This window comes from Pseudomonas sp. HMSC063H08 (genome assembly GCF_001813645.1).
Taxonomy (GTDB): Bacteria; Pseudomonadota; Gammaproteobacteria; order Pseudomonadales; family Pseudomonadaceae; genus Pseudomonas; species Pseudomonas aeruginosa.
This window is the reverse complement of the sequence record NZ_KV813533.1, coordinates 11736-32905: the sequence shown is the minus strand read 5'-3', so window position 1 is coordinate 32905 and position 21170 is coordinate 11736. Positions and strand designations below refer to the sequence as shown.

The following is a 21170-nucleotide window of genomic DNA, read 5'->3' as shown; positions in this document are numbered from 1 at the left end:
CTACCTGCAACCGTGACGACACCGCTGCGCCGACGTTTCACGGCGGATATGCGTCCCGCGGCCCCGTAGTCGGGCCGTAGGGCGAATAACGCCACCGGCGTTATCCGCCGCTGCGCCGACGTTTCATGGCGGATAACCGCAAGCGGTTATTCGCCCTACGCGGCCTCGAAGCTCACCCGTTTTACGGTGGATAACCGAATGCGGTCATGCGTACCGCGGCCTCGGAGCCGGGCTGTAGGGCGAATAACGCCACCGGCGTTATCCGCCGCTGCGCCGACGTTTCATCGCGGTAAACGGTCATCCGTCCCAGCCGAACACCCATCGATTCGAACACTCGAGAAAAGGAAGCACCCATGAGCGAACCCATCGATATCCTCATTGCCGGCGCCGGCATCGGCGGCCTCAGTTGCGCCCTGGCCCTGCACCAGGCCGGCATCGGCAAGGTCACGCTGCTGGAAAGCAGCAGCGAGATACGCCCCCTTGGCGTCGGCATCAATATCCAGCCGGCGGCGGTCGAGGCCCTTGCCGAACTGGGCCTCGGCCCGGCGCTGGCGGCCACCGCCATCCCCACCCACGAGCTGCGCTACATCGACCAGAGCGGCGCCACGGTATGGTCCGAGCCGCGCGGCGTGGAGGCCGGCAACGCCTATCCGCAGTACTCGATCCATCGCGGCGAACTGCAGATGATCCTGCTCGCCGCGGTGCGCGAGCGCCTCGGCCAACAGGCGGTACGCACCGGTCTCGGCGTGGAGCGCATCGAAGAGCGCGACGGCCGCGTACTGATCGGCGCCCGCGACGGACACGGCAAGCCCCTGGCGCTCGGTGCCGATGTGCTGGTCGGCGCCGACGGCATCCACTCGGCGGTCCGCGCGCACCTGCATCCCGACCAGGGGCCGCTGTCCCACGGTGGGATCACCATGTGGCGCGGCGTCACCGAGTTCGACCGCTTCCTCGACGGCAAGACCATGATCGTCGCCAACGACGAGCACTGGTCGCGCCTGGTCGCCTATCCGATCTCGGCGCGCCACGCGGCCGAAGGCAAGTCGCTGGTGAACTGGGTGTGCATGGTGCCGAGCGCCGCCGTCGGCCAGCTCGACAACGAGGCCGACTGGAACCGCAACGGGCGCCTGGAAGACGTGCTGCCGTTCTTCGCCGACTGGGACCTGGGCTGGTTCGACATCCGCGACCTGCTGACCCGCAACCAGTTGATCCTGCAGTACCCGATGGTCGACCGCGATCCGCTGCCGCACTGGGGCCGGGGACGCATCACGCTGCTCGGCGACGCCGCCCACCTGATGTATCCGATGGGCGCCAACGGCGCTTCGCAGGCGATCCTCGACGGCATCGAGCTGGCCGCCGCGCTGGCGCGCAACGCCGACGTGGCCGCAGCCCTGCGCGAATACGAAGAAGCGCGGCGGCCGACCGCCAACAAGATCATCCTGGCCAACCGCGAACGGGAAAAAGAGGAATGGGCCGCGGCTTCGCGACCGAAGACCGAGAAGAGCGCGGCGCTGGAAGCGATCACCGGCAGCTACCGCAACCAGGTGGAACGGCCACGCTAGCAACACCGGGCAGGCCACCGCGCCTGCCCTCTCCCGCCTCTCCCGTCCGCGGGAGAGGCGGCATCCGTGCGGGTGCCGGGCGCTGCGCGCCTATCGGCAGCGCCTCAGGCCTCTTCCGCCCGCCCCTTCCACTCCCCGCGCCCCTCGCCGGCCTGCAGGCGCAGGGCGAGCAGCAGGGCCAGCACCGCCAGGGCGCTGCCGGTGAGGAAACCGCCGGCATAGCCGATCTGCGCGGTGAGGCTGACCAGGAACGAAGACGCCAGCATCTCGCCGAGGTCTCGGGTGCTCTGCACCGCGGTGACATCGGTGCCGGCCTGGCCGCCCTGGCCGGCGAAGCGCATCGCCGCGGTGAGGATCGCCACCGAGGTGATGCCGGTGGCCAGCGAGCCGATCAGCACGCAGGTCCACGCCAACCCTTCGCTCAGTGCCAACCAGCGACCGGCCTGCAGATACCAGAGCAGCGCCGAACAGCCGGCGAGCACCACGCCAAGGGCGAAACCGCGCCACAGGCCGATCCGCCTGACCAGCCAGGCGCCGCCGCCGCAGCCGAGGAATACCGTGACCAGGCCACCGCTCATGCCCAGCCGGCCGATGTCCTGCAAGGCCCAGCCGGCATCGCTGAGGTACAGCTTGGACAGGCCGAAGCCGGATACCGCGGTCATCGCCGACAGCAGTGCCAGCGCCAGCAGCGAAGGCGCCAGCGGCCGACGCAGGAAGCGCAGCAGGCTGGCCTTGGCGGCCGGTGCCGGGGGGAGTTCTTGGGGGTCGCCGCGCCCCAGGGCGAGCACGCAGCACAGGCTTGCCAGCGGCACGCAGGCCATGACCAGGAACGCCGTGCGCTGGCCGAAATGCCCGGCGAGGATCAGGCTGCCGGCGCCGCCGCCGAAGAAGCCGATCATCACCCCGGCGATCTGTACCGCGTTGACCTTGGCCAGCAGCTCGCCGCTGAAGTGCTCCGCCGCCATGCCGTCGGTGGCGATGTCCTGGGTCGCGCTGGCCAGCGAAGCCAGCGCCAGCAGGCCGACCGCCCAACCGGCGCTGGCCACGCCGAGGCCAAACGTCGCCAGGCCGAGCAGGCAGGCGAGGACGATGCATTGCATCGGCAGGATCCAGCTACGCCGCCGGCCGAAACGGCGCGACCAGTGATTGTCGACCCAGGGTGCCCAGAGGAACTTGACCACCCAGGGCAGCCCCACCAGGGGCAGGAAGGCCAGCGCCTGCAATGCCGCGCCATCCTGGCGCAGGAGGGTGGGCAGGGCGTCCATGGCCAGGCCGATGGGAATGCCCTGGGACAGGTAGAGCAACGCCAGGGTGATGACCAGGCGGCGGTGGCGATACAGCTCAAGCATGGTGGTCTCCGGTGACACGGGGGTGGGCGGGTGGCGCGGCGGCGCGCGCCTGCATCCAGGCGTGCCGGATGAGCAGCGCGCCGCAGAGGATCAGGGTGAGGTCGGGGCCCAGGGCCGGCAGCCGGCCGCGCATGAGCCAGGGCGCCAGGTGCGCGACGGCGGCCGCCAGGCAGGCCAGCCCGGCGACGCCGAGCAATCCGCGCGCCAGCGGCCAGTCGCCCGGCAGCAGCAACGCCGCCAGACCAGCGGCGCCCCACAGGACAAGGAACAGCCGCCCCGGCCAGGGTCCGGCGAGCAACTCCGAGGGCGCGAGTTGCAGCCCCAGCAGGAGCAACGCGGCCGCAGCCACCAGGCCGGCGCAGAACCCCTGGCTCAGGCGCCGCAACAGCCGTGCGCGGGCGTCCGGCGCCGAGGCGCGTCGTTGCAGCCACAGGTACAGGCCGCTGGCGCAGAGCAGGCAGGCGCCGAGGCCCATCGCCAGGTGCAGGCCGCGCAACGCGGCGGACCAGCCCGGCCCGAGCCACTGGTACTGGGCGAAATGCAACGGCTGCACGGCGATGAAGGCGCGCAGCCAGAACCCGCGCTGCGCCGAGCTGCGCTCGCCGAGCAGGGCGCCGTCGGCCAGCCGATAGCGGTGCCGCTCGAAGTTCGCGGTACTCGGCAGGCCACGCTGGATACCGGCGATCTCCACGCTGCCGGCGACATCCCCGGCATGGCTGAGGCTCAAACGCTGGGCAACGAAGCCGGGCGCCCGCACGGCATCGCCGGCAAGCAGGCGGTCGAGATCGATGCGGGACGCCAATGGCCGCCCCTCGGCGGCGGGCGGCGGCGGTCCCATCAACTCGACAAACACCCGGTTCGGTTCCTGCGGGTAGGCCACCGGCGCCAGCAACAGGGTCCCGAGAGCGCCCAGCCCGCTGAGCGCGCCGGTGAAACCGAACAACAGCAGCCAGGGCAGTCCCCAGATGCCGATCAGGCCATGCAGGTCGAACAGCGCCAGGCGCAGCCCGCGATCCCGCCGCCAACGCCGCAGGTCGCGCCAGCGGCGGCTGTGCAGCAGCACGCCGGCCAGGCACAGCAGCAACAGCGATACGCCGAACAGGCTGACCAGCACCCGCCCGGGGAAGCCGACGAACAGGCTCTTGTGCAGGTTCAGCAGGAGGTCCAGCGCCGGCGTCGGTGGCAGCACCCGGCCGCTGGCCGGGTCGAGGTCCAGCCGGCAGTCCAGGCGCGCATCGCAGACGCTGAAGGCGGCATGGCCGGGAGCGGGCAGCAGCAGGGTCGCATCGCCGATGTCGACGCCTTCCTCGCCCGCCCGTTCGAGCAGGCGCTCCAGCGCAAGGGCTTCTCCTCCCGCCTGCGCCGGGGCCCGCAGCCACTCGCGCAGGTCGTCGTGGCCAAGACTCCAGGCGCCACTGAACAGCACCACGAACAGCAGCACGCCGAACAGCGCGCCGGCGCCACCGTGCAGCGAGAGCAGGAGAGGACGCGCCGCCACTTCAACCGCGCCCCGCCAGCAGCCACAACGCCAGGCCCAGTGCCAGCAGGCTACCGCCCAGGCGCCAGGCGAAGTTGCCCGGATCACGCGCCAGCAACCCGCCGACAAGCAGCAACAAGCCCACCCCGAGCGCGCCGAAGAGCCCGGCGTAGAGACGCTCGAGCGGGTCGTCCAGGGGCAGCCCGCGAGTCAACAGATAGCCGCTGGCGGTCGCCGCCGCCAGGCTGCCGGCGAGCGCCAGCGGAACCCGCCAGGCCCAGCCGAAGCCCGACCGGCGCGGCATCAGAACGCGCCCCGCAGGCTGACGTTGAAGCTGCGCGGTTCGCCGTAGCGGTTGTTCCAGTTGGGGTTGGACAGGCTCTGGTAGTAGGTCCGGTCGAACAGGTTGTTGACGTTGACCGCCGCCGTCCAGTGCTCGTCGATCTTGTAGCCCAGGCGCATGTTGACCAGTGCGTAGCCGCCCTGGCGCATGCTCACGCCGCGGTAGTCGACGCTGTAGTCGCTCTGCGCCTGGAGTCCGCCGCCGACGCTCCAGCGCCGATCCTGCCAGGGCAGGTCGTAGTTGCTCCACAGGCGCAGCAGGTGCCTCGGGGTGAAGGTGGAGTAGCGCGTCCCCGAGTCGTTCTGGCTGTCCTTGAGGTACTCGGTGCTGGTGTAGGTGTAGCCGGCCGAGAGACTCCAGTAGGGCGTCAGGTAGCCGGTGCCTTCCAGCTCGAAGCCCTGGCTGCGCACCTTGCCGCCGCTGATGTAGAACGGATTGTTGGGCGGCCCCGGATGGTCCGGGTCTTCCTGCGGATTGTTCTCCAGGTCGATGCGGAACGCCGCCAGCGACAGGTTCAGGCGGCCGTCGGCCAGTTCGCCCTTGATCCCGGTTTCGTAGGTCTTGCCTTCCACCGGGCTCAACGGCTCGCTGTTCCAGGTCTGGCGATCCGCCTGCGGCTGGTAGACCTCGGCGTAGCTGACATACCACGACCAGTCCCTGGCGAAGTCCCAGATCAGCCCGCCGTAGGGCGTGAACTGGCGACCGGGCTTGAAGCGGGTGGCCGGGGTGTCCTGGTCCCACCAGCTTTCGCGGCCGCCGACCACCAGGGTCAGCGGCTCGGCGAGCTTGATCCGACCCAGGGCATAGAGGCCTTTCTGGGTGGTGGTGGTGGTGCCCGGCGAAGTGTACTGGCCGATCTGCGGGCGCGGCACGCCGTGCGGGTCCCAGCGGTAGACATTGACCGGGGTGTTCGGCAGGTTGAGGAAGCGTGCGGTGTCCTGGCGGGTCTCGCCCTGGGCGTAGGTGACCCCACCGAGCAGTTCGTGGGTCAGGCCGAACAGTCGCACCGGCCCATTGAGGTTGGCGTCGAGGCTGCGCTGGATGCTCTTGAACTTGTAGGCGGCGCCCGTCAGCTGGCCACCGTCGCCGGTCTGCGGTTCGATGGCGCCGAAGGAGCCGGCGTAACGCAGGCGCGAATCGGCTTCCTGGTATTCGGCGCTGACCTTGCCTTTCCAGCCGCCGCCCAGTTGCTGTTCGAGGGAGCCGAAGGCGCGGTAGGTGTCCCACTTGAAGCGGTCCCAGTCGACATCGAGGTAGGTGTCGCGGGACAGCCCGAGATTGGACCCATCCTTGGCCATCGGTACCCCGGCCATGTTGGTGATCGAGTCGATGTGCTGGTATTGCGCACCGACGGTGAGCAGGGTGTCGGGGCTCAGGTCGAACTCGGTCACCCCGTAGAGCAGGCGGGTGCCCTGGTCGGCCACGTCGTAGAAGTAGTCGCGGTCCTCGTAGGCGGCCACCGCTCGGCCGCGCACGTTGCCGCTGGCGCTCAGCGGGCCGCCGACGTCGACCTCGGCGCGGTAGCGGTCCCAGCGCCCGGCGCTGAGGGTAGTGCTGGCGGCGAATTCGCGCTGCGGCCGCTTGCGCACCAGGTTGACGGTGGCCGCCGGGTTGCCGGTGCCATGCAGCAGTCCGTTGGAGCCGCGAAGGATCTCGACCCGCTCGTAGATCGCCATGTCCTGCGGCGAACTGGCAGTATTGCCAAGCAGCGCCGGCACCCCGTCCAGCTCGAAGGAGTCGACCTTGAAGCCGCGCACGTAGTAGGCGGTGGTCAGCAGCTGGAACGGCTGCACGGTGACCCCGGTGGCCTGCTGCATGGCTTCGTCGAGGCTGAACAGATTCTGCTGTTCGAGGCGCTCATGGTCGATGACGCTGGCGGACTGCGGCAGCTCGCGCGGCTTGAGCGGCACCTTGCCCAGGGTAGTCACCCCCGGCGGCTGGGTGGCAGACGTGCTTTCTCCGCTGATCACCATGTCCGGCAGTTCCGTCTCGCCGTCCTTGCGCGCGTCGGCCACGGCCGCCGCCAGCGGACTCAGCGCCAGCAGCAGCCCCAGGCACAACGGGGTGTGCCGATTGCGGGCGATGCCCTGGCGTCCCTTGATCACCTTCGTCTCCGTTTTCATCGTTCGAACAGCCTCGGGGGATATACGATTTGATAATGCTTATCATTATGAAGAAATCGTCTCCGGGGCTTTTTCGATTGCCGGTCTTTCTCTATTGATCCACGACCGTCGCGGAACTTTCCTCGCCCGCCAGCCCGACGAAACCGGCATACCAGTCGTCCCGGACGAGCAGATCGGCGTGACGTCCGCTGAGGCGCAGGCGCCCCTCCTCCAGCAGCAGTACCTGGTCGGCCTGACGCGCCAGCGCCGGGCGGTGGGTCACTACCAGCAGGGTGCGCCGGCCGCGCAACCCGAGCAGGCTGCGCAGCACCTGCGCCTCGCTGGCGGCGTCGAGGCTGGCGGTGGGCTCGTCGAGCAGCAGCAACGGCGCTGCCGAGAGCAGCCCGCGAGCCAGGCACAGGCGTTGCCGCTGGCCGCCGGACAGCAGCGCGCCGCCGGGACCGACATCGCTGTCCCAGCCCTGCGGCCAGGCCTCGATCTCTTCCAGCAGGCCAACCGCCCGCGCCGCCTCGCGCAGCGCTTCGAGATCGGCGTCCGCTCGCGCCATGCGCAGGTTCCAGGCAACGCTGCCGCGGAACAGGCCGTTGTCCTGGAACACCAGGTTGCGACTGGCGGCGAGGGTCGTTTCGCTCAACCGGCGGATATCCACGCCACCCAGCAGGACACGCCCGGCATCGACGTCGTAGAGCCGCCCGAGCAGCGCCAGCAGACTGCTCTTGCCGGCCCCGGAGGGTCCGACGAGGACGTTCAGCGAACCCGGCTCCAGCCTCAGGGAAATGTCCTCGAGCAAGGCGCGGCCATCTTCCAGGCGCAATTCCACGGCCTCGGCCGCCAGGCTGGCGTCGTGCGGCCGCTCGCCCGGCTCGGGGCTGTGCAGCGGAGCCAGGGCGAAAACCCGCAGCAGGGTGTCCAGCGCCTGCCAGGCGCCGCGCAACGCCTGGTCGAGATGGGTGAGCTGGGCCAGCGGCTCGATGAAGCGCACCAGCAGCACCAGCACGGCCACCAGCCGCGCGCCGTCCAGCCATTGCCGCTCCACCGCCCAGGCGCCGCCGAGCAGGGCGAAGGCGAACGCCGCCTGCACCGCCAGGGCGAAGCCGAGGCCGCTGGGCAGGCTGCGCCGCAACAGTTCCAGGGTGCTGCGGTGGAGACTGCGCAAGGCCTCTTCCAGCCCCTGGCGGGCGACGCTTTCGCGCTGCGCCGCGCGCAGCAGCGGCTGGCGTTCGGCGAACGCCTGCAACTGCCGTGCGGCGTCGCGCTCGGCGGCCAGCCGGGCATCCTCCGCCGCCAGATTGCGCCGCCCGCTCCAGCGCAACAGCGCGGCGAGGACGGCACCGGCGACGAGCAGGCCGAGGGCGATGGACGGGTCGATCAGGAACAGCCCGAGGATCACCCCGAGCGGCGTCACCATCGCGGCGATCAGCGGCCCCAGCAGGTGCGCCGGAATGCCCATCGCCTGCATCACCGGGCCGCGCAGCAGGCCTTCGGCCGGCGCGACCCGGCGCAGCGCCGGCGGCGCCAGGCGCGGCAAGCGCGCCACCAGGCTGCGCACCAGTCCAGCCGCCAGCGAGCCGCCGGCGGCGAAACCGCGACGCAGGGCCAGGTACTGCAACAGCGCCTGCGCCAGGCTCAAGCCGAGCAACGCGGCGACCCAGCGCCAGGGCAACGCGCCTTCGGCGAACCAGGCCTCGACCAACGGCACCAGCAATACGCCGCAAGCGGCGTCCAGCAGCGCCGCCAGGACCCCCCAAGCGCTCGCCCGGCGCAACGCGGCACGGCAGTCTTCGGGCAGCGCACGCATTCGTTCGAACAGGGTCATGCCGCCACCTCCGCGCTGTTCTGTTCACGCCACAAGCGCGCATAGGCGCCGTCCGCCGCCAACAGCGCCGCGTGCTCGCCGCGTTCGACCAGACGGCCAGCGACCAGCACCAGGATCAGGTCGGCATCGCTGACTTCGGCCAGACGATGGGCGACGATCACCCGGGTCCGGCCGCCGCCACGCTCGCGCAGGTTGTGCAGGACCTGCCGGGCGGTCTGCGGATCCAGCGCCGAGGTCGGCTCGTCGAGCAGCAACAGGCGCGCCGGCGATAGCAGCGCACGGGCCAGGGCCAGTCGTTGCAGTTCGCCGCCGGACAGTTGCAGGTCGCGTCCCGGCACGCTGTCGTAGCCACGCGGCAGGGCCATGATGCGCTCGTCGAGGCAGGCGTCACGGGCCGCCTGGCGAATCTCCTGGAGATCGGCATCGGGGCGGAACAGGGCGATGTTGTCGGCCAGGGATATCTCCAGCGCCGCCGCCTGCTGGCCGACCAGCGCGATATGCCGGTGGCGCACGGCATCGGGCATGTCCTTCAGTGCCAGGCCGCCAACCTCCAGTTCGCCGCGCTGCGCGTCCATGTAGCGCGCCAGCAGGTGCAGCAGGGTGCTCTTGCCGGAGCCCGAGGGGCCGACCAGGGCCACCAGGCTGCCATCCTCCAGCTCCAGGTCGATATCGGCCAGGACCTCCACGCCTTCATAGGCATGGCCCAGGCCGTGCAGCGCCACCGCGCCATCGACCGGCTCGCGGGTCGAGCGGCCCTCGGCCAACGGCGCCTGGTCGAATACCTGCTGCAGGCGCTCGGCGGCGGCGCGCGCGCCCAGCAGCGCGTCGCCGCCGTGGCCGAGCGCCTGCACCGGGGCGGCCAGGGCCCGCAGCAGGAGCAGGAAGGCACAGGCCTGGCCGAGCGCCAGCGGCACGCCGAGGGCATCCAGGACCAGCGCGCCGAGCAGGACCCAGGCCAGCAGCCAGGGCGTCGACAACTGCACGTAGACCAGCGCGGCGAGGTGGCCGACCCGCTTCACCCAGGCGCCGAACGCTTCGCCGAAGGCCGCCGCCGACGCCTCGGCGCCCTGTTGTATGCCGGCGCCGGGGTACTGTCGGGCCAGCAGCAGGTTGTGGGCGAATTCGCCATAGTCCGCCGAGAGCCTTTCCAGCGCGGCGTTGCGCCGCAGCACCAGGTCGCGGTAGCGCGCCGAGCGCAGCAGCAGGAAGCCGGCGGCGGCCAGCACCAGCGGCAGCAGGCAGAACAGCAACAGCCAGGGGTGCAGCCAGGCCAGCCAGAGCAACGCGACGAGCGGCACCACCAACAGGTTGCTGAGATCGTTGGGAGCGTGCGCGATCAGTTGGTGCAGGGCCCGCACGTCCTGCTCCACGAGGCGCGCCACGCCGTCCGGGCCCTGGCGACCGAACCAGTCCAGCGGCAGCCGTTGCAGGTGCGCCAGCAGGCGCAGGCGCAGGTCGTTGCAGAGGTCCGCGTCGACCCGGTGGGCCAGGTGCGCGGCCAGCGCCTGGCAGCCCAGCCAGGCCAGCACCGCCAGCAGCACCAGGGCCAGCAGGGCCGGCTGCGCCTGGCCGCGCGCCAGCGGCTCGGCGAGCCAGGCGAGAAGCATCCAGGGCAACAGCGAGCAGAGCCCGGCCAGGGCCTGCAACCCCATGGCCACCGCCAGCCGCCAGCGATAGGTGCGCAGCAGGCGCCACAGCACCGGGGTCACGAGGCTTGCTCCAGCACCTGTTCCAGGCTCGCCGGCGCCAGCGACGCCGGCGGCGCCTCGGGGAAGCCAAGGCGCTCGCCGATCCTCTGCCACAGGGCGGCGACCTCCAGGCTGCGCTGGTTGCGCCGGCGCACCTCGTCGCCGTCGGCGAGCAGCGCCAGCGCCTCGGCCGCCGCCGCCGGCCACAGGCGCTGGTGCACCTGGGCCCAGCTGCACGGTTCGGCATACCAGAGCTGGGCGCTGGGCAGCGGTTCGCCGGCTATCTCGTCGAACAGCGCGAACAGGCCGTCGTCATCCTCTGCCGGTACCGCCACCGCAGGCGTCCACAACAACGGGCCATGGGGGCTGAGCAGGCTCAGCGTGCCGCGATCGGTGGTCAGGCTGACGCGCTGCAACAAGGTCATGCGCCCGTCGTCGGCGGCCGCCAGTTCGTTGAGCACGTGCAGGCTCAACGGCACTTCCGCCAACACCAGGGACAGCCCGCGCATCGCCGACAGGTCATTCGAGGGCGACTCCAGCGACCAGGGGCCGACGCCCTCCAGCAACGCGGCGAGGATGTCCAGGGTGGCGAAGCCGACCTGCACCCCGCAGGCCGCGTCCAGGTGGCGGATGCCGCGCCGGTGGTGCAACTGGCGGCCCAGTTCGATGAAACGCGCCACCGCCGGCAACTGCGGATAGAAGGTGTTGAGCAGGCAGCGCCGGCCCAGGCGCTCGGCGCTGCGCAGCAGGTCCTGCCATTCGCGCGGCAGCAACGGATGCTCGATCAGCACGTCGATGCCACGCGCCATCAGCGCCTCGGCCAGCGCCGGGCCCTGCTCGCCGCGTGCCGCGCCGCCGACCGCGACGCAGGCCAGGCGGACATCGTCGGGCAACGCCTCGACCTCGCACCAGGTCTCCACCCCGAGGCGCTCGGCCAACGCCCGCGAACGCCGGCTGCCCTGGCCAAGGATGCCGCGCAGGACGAAGCGCGGATCGGCGGCGACGCCGGCGGCATAGAACTGGCCGAACCGGGAACCGGCGACCACCACGGAACGGACGTCGCTCATCGGCTCGCCTCCTCTGGCATGGGTTTCGACAAGGATTGCGCCAGGGCTTCGCCCAGGCAGTCGAAGTGCCCGCCGGGCACCTCGTGGATGCCGCACGCGCCAAGCGCGGCGGCCTGCCATTGGGTCTCCAGGGCCTCGGCGTAGCGCGGCACCAATGGGTTGCCGGCGTCCGGCACGAACAGCCGCAGCGCGCCGACGTAGGGCTCCAGCGCCGCGGCCTGGCTGGCACGCACCGAGTGACAGAACAGCCGGTAGAGGGTGTCGCGTTCGACGCTGGCGGCGTCGGCGCTACCGCTGGCCGCCTGTAGCACGCGGCCGCGCAGGGCGACGAGATCGGCCAGGCCCGGTAGCCCCGCCAGCGCCTCGGCGCCCAGGCGCTCCGGTGTCTGCGCGAGCGCCGCCTGCACCGCCAGGCCGAGACGTTCCGGCGCGGGGAAGCCGAGCGCCGCGGTATCCAGGCCGAGGGTCGCGGCGAAGCTGAACAACAGCAGGCGCTCGTCGTCCACCCGGTAGGGAATCCGGTAGCTGGAGACGATATCCAGTTGGCGCACGCGCACCCCGCGCTGGACCAGGGACTTGGCGGTCTCCAGGGCGACCAGCCCGCCGGAGCAGTAGCCGAGCAGGTCGACCTCACGCAGCCCGGCGCCATGGAGCGCCTCGGCGTAGCGGCGGCCGAGGCAGGCGTTGAGATGCTCGGCGGGGATCGCCAGGTAGGCGTCGCTGTCATGCACGGCCAGGCCCAGCAACGGCCGCCCCTCACCCAGGCCGCGAAGCAGCGGGCGGTACGGCAGCAGCGTGCCGAGGCCTTCGTGGACCAGCACCCGCGGCACGCCCTCGCCGGGCACCAGGCGCACCAGCGGGTCGAGCGCCACCGCGCCCTCGGCGAGCGGTGCGCGCGACATGCCGGCCTGCGCCGGGGCGACGCCGCGCGCCGCGGCCAGGGCTGGCCCACGGCCCTCTTCCGGCGCGCTGCGCAGGCGTTCGGCCAGGCCGCGCGGCGTCGGCTGGCTGAGCGCCCAGCGTAGCAGGCGATCGAACGGATGCCGGCGGGCGCTTTCCAGGCGTTCGCGCAAACGGGCGATCAACTGGGCGATCAACAGCGAGTCGCCGCCAGCCCCGAAGAAGTCTTGCTCGACGCCCAGCGAAGGGTTGTCCAGCACCTCCCGCCAGAGTGCCAGCAGCGCATTCTCCAGTTCGTCGGCCGGTGCCTGCGCGACGCCATGCCGAAGGTCCGCCTGGGGCTGGCGGGCAAAGCCGGTCAGGGCCTTGCGGTCGATCTTGCCGTTGCCGGTGACCGGCAGGCGTTCGAGCACGCGCAACTGCGCCGGGAGCATGTAGCGCGGCACCCGCGCTTCGACGAAGGCCAGCAGCTCGGCCGGCTCCAGGCGGGCGCGGTCGGTCTTGCAGCGAGCCAGCAGGACATCGTAGCCAAGCAGGTCGAGAGCGCTGCCCGGCGGCACCACCCCACAAGCCAGGTCGCCACCCTGTGCCGCCAGCCACTCCAGCCATTGCCCGGTGTGGACGAACAGTTGGCGGCGCTCGTCGCGGAGGTCGCGCGGGTTTTCCATCATCAGGCTCTGGCTGACGCTGATCTCGTTGTGCTCGCGCGTCAGTTCCTGGATCACCAGCCAGGCGTCGGCGCTCAGCAACTCGCGCAGGCCGGCCAGCAGCGCCGGGGTGTCCAGCGCGTTGTTCAAGGCCCCGGAGCTGAGCAGGATATCCACCGAGTGCGGCGCCACGCCCTGGTCGAGAAGATCGCCGTTCATGTCGAAGCGGCCGAAGCGTACCCACGGCTGGTCGGCGAAGCGCTCGCGGGCGGCGGCGAGGAAGTAGCTGGAAACGTCGGTGAACAGGTAGTCCACCTCCGCCCCTCGCTGCACCAGCGGCGCCAACCGGGCGATCACCGCGCGGCTGGCGGCGGCGGTGCCGGCGCCAAGCTCCAGCAGGCGCCAGCGCCGTTGCGGCTGGCGCTCGACGATGGCGGCGATGGCCTCGGCCATCGCCTCGTGCAGCGCCTGGGCATGCAGGCCCTGGCTGTACATGGCCTCGGCGATGCGCGCCGAGCCCTGCGGGAACATCAGCGCCGCCGGGCTGATCCGCCCGGCCAGTTGCTCGCCGAGGGATTGCGCGCTGTCACGCAGGTAGGCGACCAGCTCGGCCGGCCAGAGCGCCGCCGGCGCGCAGCCGGCGAACGCCGTCCAGGCGTCCTCCGGACTCTGCGCGGGACGCTCGGCGCAGCCCAGCCAGCCCTCGCCCTCGGCGCGCAGGTAGCCGCCCTCCTCCAGCTGGCGCAACCAGTGGCGCAGCAGGCGCTGGCGCGCCTCGGCGATACCCAGGCGCTGGCACAGGGTGGCGAAGTCCAGCGGCGTCGCACTGGCGAACAGACCGCTGCCGGCCAGCCAGGCGGCCAACGAGGCGAGGCAGGCACGGTCGAGTGCGGCCACCGCCGCGGCGATGCCCTCCTCGCTGCCCCAGTCGCGGCGCAAGGCCTGGGCCGCCCGCTGGCGCACCGCGTCGAGCGCCGTACGCGGATCCTCGCCAGCCTCCGCCGGCGCATGCAGGGTGACGAAGCTGGCCAGGCTGCGCTCGTGGGTCTCGCCGAGCACCACGGTGGCCGCCAGGTTGACCTGCGGATGGGCGCACAGCGCGGCGTCCAGCTCGGCCAGTTCGATGCGGTGGCCGCGAATCTTCACCTGGTCGTCCTCGCGGCCGAGGAACTCGATGCTGCCGTCGGCCAGGTAGCGGCCGAGGTCGCCGGTGCGATACAGGCGACGGCCATCGGGGTGACGGACGAAGCGTTCGGCGGTGCGCTGCGGATCGCCGGCGTAGCCGAGCGCCAGGCCCACCCCGCCGATATGGATCTCGCCGCGCACGCCCGGCGGGCAGCGCCGCCCGCGGGCATCCAGGACTTCCACGCTCTGCCCGCGCAGGGCACGGCCATAAGGGATGCTGGCCAGCTCGGTGTGCTGCGGGCGGATCGGCTGCTCGATCGACCAGATCGCCGCCTCGGTGGCGCCGCCCAGGCTGAACAGCGCGCTGTCCGGCCAGCGCCGCCACCAGCGGGTCGGCAGGCTGACCGGAATCCAGTCACCGGACCAGAGCACGCAGCGCGGTCCCGGCAGGTGGCGTTGCGGCTCGCTCTCCAGGTAATCGATGAGCATCTGGCCTTGGGCCGGCACCGAGTTCCACAGGGTGATGGCGTGGCGTTCCAGCAGTTCCGCCCAGTGCGATGGATCGCTGCCGCGCGCCGGGTCCGGCAGGACCACCTGGGCCCCCGCCGCGGTGGCGCCGAAGAAGTCGTAGACCGAGAGGTCGAAGCTCAGCTCGGCTAGGCCGAGGACGCGGTCGTTGGCGTCGACGCCGTAGCGCTGGTTGATGTCGAGCAGCGTGTTGCTCACCGCCGCATGGCTGAGCATCACGCCCTTGGGCGTGCCGGTGGAGCCGGAGGTGTAGATCACGTAGGCGAGGTCGTCCGCCGCCACCTCCGCCGCGGGCGGTGGCGGCCAGGCGCTGTCGGCGGCCAGCCGGTCGATGGCCACGCAGGCGCAGCCGGCGTCCGGGACATCGCTTTCCAGGCAGACCAGCGCGACCACTTCGGCGCTGGCGAGGATCGCCTGGCGCCGCAGCAACGGCTGGCGGATGTCCACTGGCACATAGGCGGCACCGGCCTGGAGGATGCCGATCACCGCGATCAGTTGCGCGGCGCTTTTCGGCAGCATCACCGCGACCCGCCGGCCACGGCCCGCGCCGTGCGCTTCCAGGACACGGCGCAGGGCGCTGGCGTGCTGGGCGACCTGGCGGTAGCTGTAGCTGCCGGCGGCATCGTGGATCACCGTGGCGTCGGGGGACAGCAGGGCACGCTCGGCGAAACCGGCGGCGATGCTCCGGGCACTACCGGGCAACGCCTGCGGCGGCGCCTCGACGGGTTCCGTGGCATCACCGTCGGTCCAGGCGCGCGGGCTCTGCGCCAGGCGCCGGAGCAGCCCGACGAAGTCGTCGAACATGGCTTCAGCCTGGCCCTCGGGGAACAACCCGAGGCGTATGTCCCAGCCGATCTCCAGGCCGCCGAACTGGTCGGTGACCTGGCAGTCCAGCCAGACCTGCGGGGTCTGGCTGATCATGTAGCGTGGCGCGCGCGGCGCCTCGCCATCGCCGAGCAGGCGCTGCACGCTGCCGATGCCACTGGTGAACACCACCGGCATCAGGTCGGCGCCGCGACCGCGCCGGCGCGCCAGTTCGCGCAGCAGGTCGACGCCGCTGAAGGTCGGGTGGTCGAGGTCGTCGAACATCTGCTCGCCGATGCGTCGGGCACGCTCGACGAAACTGTCGCCGTGGCGGCTGTCCACCGCCAGCAGGCTGAGCGCGGTGAAGTCACCGAGCACCTGCGCCAGCTGCGGATGCAGCGGCGGCCGGTTGAGTACCGTCAGGTTGAGACAGAACGCCGGTGCCTGGCTCCAGCGACCGATGGTCTCGGCGAAGGCTGCCAGGGCCACGCCGGCAGCGCTCAGGCCGTGTTCGCCGGCGCGCGCGCCGAGCGCCTGCCAGGCGGCCTCGTCGAGGCGCGCGTGGAAGTGCCGGAAGCGCGTGGACCGGGTGTCCGGCTGCGCCCGCAGCGGCAGGTCGGGACGCCCCGGCAGCGCGTCGAGGCGCGCCAGCCACCAGTCGCGGTCGCGCTGCCAGGCCGGCGACTGGCGTCGACGCTGCTCGACGCCGACATAGTCGCGGAAGGTCGCCTCCAGCGGTTCCGCCGTCCATTGCGGATCGAGATAGCGGCGGCGCCATTCGCCAAGCAGCAATTGCAGGCTGGCGTAGTCGACCAGGGTGAAATCCACCGAGCAGTGCAGCACGCAGGCATCCTGGCCGATACTCAGCTCGGGGCGCAGGACCGGCCACTGGTCGAGCGCCGCGCAGGCGTGGTCGAGGCGTTCGCGGACCCGCTCCAGGTGCGCCTGGAAAGCGGCCTCGTCGAGCCCCGCGCAGGCATGTACGGTCAGCCGCTGCCAGGGCACCTCGGGCAGCACGCGCTGCCAGGCGTTGTCCTCGATCACCGCGCGCAGCATCGGGTGGCGCTCGACCATGGCGTTCCAGGCCGCCTCCAGGCGCGCCGGATCGGTGTCGGCCGGCCAGTCGTACTCGGCGTACAGCTGGCAGGCGTTACCGCCGTAGTCGAAGGCCGCCTGGCGGCCCAGCACGTAGGCGGCCTGCACCGGGGTCAGCGGGAAGCGCTGGTGGGCCAGGTCGGGTTCGGCGCGCCAGCCAGGGCCGCCCTCCAGGTGTTCCAGCAGAGCCTCGCGCTCGGCCCGCAGGCGCTCGGCGAGGCCGGCGTCGAGGGCGCCCTGGGGGGCGCGATAGCGCAGGCGGCCCGCCTCGCTCCAGAGTTCGATGCGCCGGCTGCGGCAGGTTTCCAGCAGTTCGCCGAGGCTCATAGCACGCCCTCTTCCAGTTGGGTTTCCTCGATTTCGACGGTCTGCGCCTGCAAGTGGCGGGCAAGACCGGCCAGGGTCGGCTGGCGATAGAAGTCGGCCATGCCCAGGCGTACGCCGAAACGCTCACGTATGCCGGCCAGCAGGCGGGTCGCCAGCAGGCTGTCGCCGCCGAGGCTGAAGAAGCTCGCCTCGCGACGACGCACCGGGCGTTTGAGGACTGCTTCCCAGCACTCGGCCAGCGCCTGCTCATGGGCTTCCAGCGGCTCCTCCGCCGAGGGCTCGTGACGACACTCGCCGAGTGCGCGGGTCATGCTCTCGGCCAGGCGGCGACGATCGACCTTGCCATTGCCGTTCAACGGCAGGCTTGGCAGGCACCACAGGCGTTCGGGCCGCATCGCCTGGGGCAGGCGTTGCTCCAGGCCGGCCTGGAGCGCGGCGGCGTCGAGCCCGAGCCCCGCCGCCAGCGCCTCGACCAGGGCGATCCGTTCGCTGCGCCACAGGCAACGCGGCGCCAGTCCCGCAGCGGCGAGATCGGCCAACAGGCTCGGCAGCTCCGCCAGGCGCAGCGGCCGGTCGTCGAGCAAGGCCGCACCGAGCAGCGCCAGTGGCGACTCGCATAGCAGGTCCACCAGCAACAGGCGGCCCTGCGGGCGCAGCAGCGCCGCCGCCAGCGCCAGGCCTTCGCGGCTGGCCGCGTAGGTGTGCAGCGCGGCGAAGCTGATCACCCGGTCGTAGCGACCGAGGTGCTCGGCAGGTAGCAGGCCGTCATCCAGCGCCTGCACCGCGATCCGTTCCGGCAAGCGGGTGGCGGCGGCGTCGAGGAGGACGCGGCTGCGTTCGAAGAGGGTCAGTTCCAGCCCCGGGCGCAACAGCGAGGCCATGCCCTGGTCGAGCCAGAGCCCGGCGCGGGTATCCAGCACCGCCACCCGCAGGCGTTCGCCGGCTGCCGGCGTCGGCAGCGCTTCGAGCAGGCGCGCCAGGGCCTCGCGGCCGTCCGGCAGGCGCGCGGCCACCGCCTGCGGCGCCAGCCAGGGATCGAGGAGCAGCGCGGCCGGCGCCTGTTCGCCGGCGAGCAGGCCGCGCAGAGCGTTGCCCATCGCGGTCAGCCCCGCGGCCTGCCAGCCGAGCCGGCGCAACGCCTCGTCGAGCGACGGCAGCGCGCTGGCGGCGGAGTCCGCTAGCCAGTCCAGCCAGCGCCGGCGCAAACCGTCGTCTAGCTCCAGCGGCGCCTCCAGCAGCGCGCCGAGGATTTCCCGGGTGAGTACCGCCTCGGCCTCTGCCAGGCCGGCGAAGGGCTGTGCGGCCGGTAGTTCCATGGAGCCTTCGGCCCGTGGCGCCAGACGCGGTACCAGCACCGCGCCGAGGCTCGCCACGCCACCGCCGAGCACCGCCGCGCAGGCGCTCTCCACGCCAGCCTGGGCGCACAGCGCGGCCTCCACCTCGCCCAACTCGATGCGCTGGCCGCGCACTTTCACCTGCTGGTCGACCCGACCGAGGAATTCCAGGGTACCGTCGCCCCAGTAGCGACCGCGATCGCCGGTGCGATACCAGCGGCCCTGGGCATCGTGGACGAAGCGCCGGGCGCTGAGTTCGGGATCGTTGCGATAACCGCGGGCCAGGCTGGCGCCGCCGATCCACAACTCGCCGACCACCAGGTCCGGCACGTCGCGCCCGTGGGCGTCGACCACCCGGTAGGCCTGTCCCGGCAATGGCCGGCCGTAGGGAATCGAACGCCAGTGCGGCGGCACCGTATCGACGCTCTGCAGGTTCGACCAGATGCCCGCTTCGGTAGCGCCACCCAGCACATGCAGGCGGCAGCCTTCGGCACAACGTGGGCGCAGGCGGCCGGGCAGGTCCAGGGCCACCCAGTCGCCGGACAGCAGCACCGCCCGCAGACTGCGATAGTCGGCCTGGCTCGCCGGCAGGCTGAGGGCCATCTCCAGCAAGGCCGGCGCCGAGTTCCACAGGCTCACCGCATGCCGCTGGATAGCCTCCGCCCAGGCGGCGGCATCGCGCGCCTGTTCCTGGGCCGGCAGGACCAGGCTGGCACCGGCGCCGAGGCCGCCGAACAGGTCGAAGACCGACAGATCGAAGTCCAGCGCGGAGACCGCCAGCAAGCGGTCCGCTGCGTCCACCCGCAGCAGGTCGAGCAGCGCGTCGATGGTATTGATCGCCGCCGCGTGGCTGACCTCGACGCCCTTGGGCACCCCGGTGGAGCCCGAGGTGTAGATCACATAGGCGCTGGCCTGCGGCGCCAGCGGCACGGGGACGGCCAGCGCCGGGCCGCGCAGCAGGCGCTGGACATCCAGGCGCGGCGGCAAGGCCTGCGGATCGTCCTCCTCGGTGATCGCCAGGCATACCCCGGCGGCCTCTTCGATCAGGCGCCGCCGTGCGGGCGGCTGGTCGATGTCCAGCGGCACGTAGCAGGCGCCTGCGGCGAGCACGCCGAATACCGCCGCGACCTGCTGCGGTCCGCGCGGCAGGCTGACCTCGACCGCGTCGCCGGGGCGCACCCCGGCTTCGCGCAGGCCGCCGGCGATGCGCAGCGCACGCTCGGCCAGTTCGCCGCGGGTGACACGTTGGTCGCGATAGAGCAGCGCGTCAGCATCCGGCGCCTCGGCGGCGCGAAGGAAGAAGTCGCGATGCAGGGTGCGCGCCGTGGCGCATGCCGGCTGGCCGTTGAGCAGGGCCCGGCGCGCCTGCTGCGCCCAGGGCAACGGCAGATCGGCGGGCTGCTCCCAGGCGCTGTCGCAGAGACGCTGGAGCAGCCCCACGTAGGCTTCGAACATGGTTTCCGGCAGACCTTCGGGGAACAGGCCGACGACGCTGTCCCAAGCCAGCAGGATACCGTCGCCCACCCGGTAGAGCTGGTGGTCGAGCCAGACCTGCGGGGTCTGCGAGAGCATGTCGTGGAGATCGCCGAAAGCGTCGCGGAAGGCCGCCGGGACGAAGCCCTCCTCGCCCAGGTTGCTGGCGAACACCACCGGCGCCGAGCGCGGCTGGCCCCGCCGGCGCGCCTCGCGGAGCACCTCCAGGGCGGGGAATGCGGCGTGGTCGATGGCTCCGTGGAGGTTGCGCTGGAAGCTCTTCACCGCCTCGGCGAAGGACACCCCGGCCTGCATCCGGCACTCCAGCAGCAACAGGGTGGTGAAGTCGGCGATCACCTCGCCGATACGCGGGTCGTCGGCATGCCGATCGAACAACGGCACGTTGAGGAGAAATTCCGCGCTTTCGCTCCAGCGCGCCAGGACCAGCGCGAAGGCGCAGCCGAACACGCTGGACAAGGTCACGCCATGCTGCGCGGCAAGACGCTCCAGGCGCCGGCTCTCGCCGGCGGAAAGCTGGAATGCCAGGCGCCGGGTGCGCGGCTGGCGGATGCTTTCCGGCGCGCAGGCCAATGGCAGGGCCGGCGCGTCCGGCAAGCGCGGCAGGCGTTCCAGCCAGTAGTCGCGGGCCCGCGCCGCGGCCTCGGCGCGTTGCGCCGCACGGCGCGCCAGGTAGTCGGCGAAATGCAGCGCCGGCGGCTCCGCCAGGCGCTCCGGCGCCAGGTAGGCAACGCCCAGTTCGGCCAGCAGCAGGCGCAGGCTTTCGACATCGGCGGCAAGCAGGTCGAGACTCAGCCAGAGGCGTTCCTCGCCGCCCGGCATGCGCACCAGCCCGAGCAGGAACACCTGGCCACGCTCCACCGCCAGGCATTCATGGGCGCGCCAGTCGCGCAGCGCCTGCCAGTCGCGCTCGGCCTCGTCCACCTGCAAAGTGCGCCAGTCCTGCAGGTCGAAGCAGGACAGCGGCGGCGTCGGAAGGATCTGCTGGCGACCGTCGAAGAAGCGCGCCCGCAGCATCGGGTGGCGTTGACGCACGCACTCCGCCGCCGCGGCCAGGCGCTGCGGGTCGACATCCCGCGCGCGGAATTCCAGGAAGGCATGGCAGCTGACGTTGCCCAGCACCTCGCCGGCGCCACGTCCCAGCCAGTAGGCCTGCTGCACGGAAGACAGCTCGAACGGCTGGTCGCGATCCTGCGCCGCCGGCAGCGCGACCGTTGCCGGGGCGGACAGCCGGTCCGCGCAGGCCAGCAGGTCGAGCCAGGCCCCCAGGCAGGGGCGCTGCGCCAACTGGGCGAAGTCCAGCGTCGAGCCACGCGCGCGCAGGCGTTCCTGCAGGTACATCAGGCGGATCGAGTCGAGGCCGCAGCCCAGCAGGTCGTCGTCGTCCGCCAGGGCGCGCACGTCGGCAAGCGGTTCGCCGAGCAGGTCGGCGAGCTGCTCGGTCAGCCAGTCGCGCAGGGCGGTACGGGAATCGGGGGGCAGATCCATGGGGGC

General features: G+C 71.8%; 10 protein-coding genes. 1 reads left to right on the top strand and 9 read right to left on the bottom strand.

Annotated features, from left to right (window positions below; all coding sequences use genetic code 11):
• Window positions 1-353 precede the first annotated feature (353 nt).
• Window positions 354-1562 carry a pyocyanin biosynthetic protein PhzM gene (phzM, locus tag HMPREF2924_RS22325; RefSeq protein ID WP_003093633.1) on the top strand — a complete coding sequence of 403 codons (1209 nt, stop codon included), beginning with the start codon at window positions 354-356 and terminating at the stop codon, window positions 1560-1562.
• A gap of 104 nt (window positions 1563-1666) precedes the next feature.
• Here phzM and HMPREF2924_RS22320 read toward each other — a convergent pair whose 3' ends face one another.
• The 9 genes from HMPREF2924_RS22320 to pchE all read right to left on the bottom strand — a co-directional run bounded on the left by HMPREF2924_RS22320 (window position 1667) and on the right by pchE (window position 21164).
• Window positions 1667-2911: an MFS transporter gene (locus tag HMPREF2924_RS22320; protein ID WP_003129328.1), complete on the bottom strand. Its 1245-nt coding sequence runs from the start codon at window positions 2909-2911 to the stop codon at window positions 1667-1669.
• Entirely contained in the window at window positions 2904-4409 is a 1506-nt protein-coding gene (locus tag HMPREF2924_RS22315; protein WP_023094504.1) for a PepSY-associated TM helix domain-containing protein, read from the bottom strand. Before HMPREF2924_RS22315 ends, HMPREF2924_RS22320 begins: the two co-directional genes overlap by 8 nt.
• Before the next feature lies 1 nt (window position 4410).
• On the bottom strand, window positions 4411-4692 hold the full coding sequence (locus HMPREF2924_RS22310; protein WP_003129326.1) for a hypothetical protein: 282 nt from the start codon (window positions 4690-4692) through the stop codon (window positions 4411-4413).
• Window positions 4692-6854, bottom strand: a complete 2163-nt coding sequence (fptA, locus tag HMPREF2924_RS22305) for a Fe(3+)-pyochelin receptor FptA (protein WP_003129325.1) — start codon at window positions 6852-6854, stop codon at window positions 4692-4694. Before fptA ends, HMPREF2924_RS22310 begins: the two co-directional genes overlap by 1 nt.
• A gap of 91 nt (window positions 6855-6945) precedes the next feature.
• A complete protein-coding gene (pchI, locus tag HMPREF2924_RS22300) occupies window positions 6946-8670 on the bottom strand; it encodes an ABC transporter ATP-binding protein PchI (protein WP_003129324.1) in 1725 nt (574 codons plus the stop codon).
• Window positions 8667-10379, bottom strand: coding sequence for an ABC transporter ATP-binding protein PchH (gene pchH / locus HMPREF2924_RS22295; RefSeq protein ID WP_023094503.1), 1713 nt, complete (start codon window positions 10377-10379; stop codon window positions 8667-8669). The genes pchI and pchH overlap by 4 nt, the downstream gene beginning before the upstream one ends.
• Complete coding sequence (pchG, locus tag HMPREF2924_RS22290) at window positions 10376-11425, bottom strand: pyochelin biosynthesis thiazoline reductase PchG (protein WP_003129320.1); 1050 nt, start codon at window positions 11423-11425, stop codon at window positions 10376-10378. Before pchG ends, pchH begins: the two co-directional genes overlap by 4 nt.
• A complete protein-coding gene (gene pchF / locus HMPREF2924_RS22285) occupies window positions 11422-16851 on the bottom strand; it encodes a pyochelin non-ribosomal peptide synthetase PchF (protein WP_003129318.1) in 5430 nt (1809 codons plus the stop codon). The genes pchG and pchF overlap by 4 nt, the downstream gene beginning before the upstream one ends.
• Window positions 16848-21164, bottom strand: coding sequence for a pyochelin non-ribosomal peptide synthetase PchE (gene pchE / locus HMPREF2924_RS22280; RefSeq protein ID WP_003129317.1), 4317 nt, complete (start codon window positions 21162-21164; stop codon window positions 16848-16850). The genes pchF and pchE overlap by 4 nt, the downstream gene beginning before the upstream one ends.
• Window positions 21165-21170 lie beyond the last annotated feature (6 nt).

What these genes read in the sequence shown, in the direction of transcription:
- pchG (WP_003129320.1), bottom strand. Translation starts at nt 11,425, where the DNA reads ATGAGCGACGTCCGTTCCGTGGTGGTCGCCGGTTCCCGGTTCGGCCAG.
- HMPREF2924_RS22320 (WP_003129328.1), bottom strand. Translation starts at nt 2,911, where the DNA reads ATGCTTGAGCTGTATCGCCACCGCCGCCTGGTCATCACCCTGGCGTTG.
- pchF (WP_003129318.1), bottom strand. Translation starts at nt 16,851, where the DNA reads ATGAGCCTCGGCGAACTGCTGGAAACCTGCCGCAGCCGGCGCATCGAA.
- fptA (WP_003129325.1), bottom strand. Translation starts at nt 6,854, where the DNA reads ATGAAAACGGAGACGAAGGTGATCAAGGGACGCCAGGGCATCGCCCGC.
- HMPREF2924_RS22310 (WP_003129326.1), bottom strand. Translation starts at nt 4,692, where the DNA reads ATGCCGCGCCGGTCGGGCTTCGGCTGGGCCTGGCGGGTTCCGCTGGCG.
- pchE (WP_003129317.1), bottom strand. Translation starts at nt 21,164, where the DNA reads ATGGATCTGCCCCCCGATTCCCGTACCGCCCTGCGCGACTGGCTGACC.
- pchI (WP_003129324.1), bottom strand. Translation starts at nt 8,670, where the DNA reads ATGACCCTGTTCGAACGAATGCGTGCGCTGCCCGAAGACTGCCGTGCC.
- phzM (WP_003093633.1), top strand. Translation starts at nt 354, where the DNA reads ATGAGCGAACCCATCGATATCCTCATTGCCGGCGCCGGCATCGGCGGC.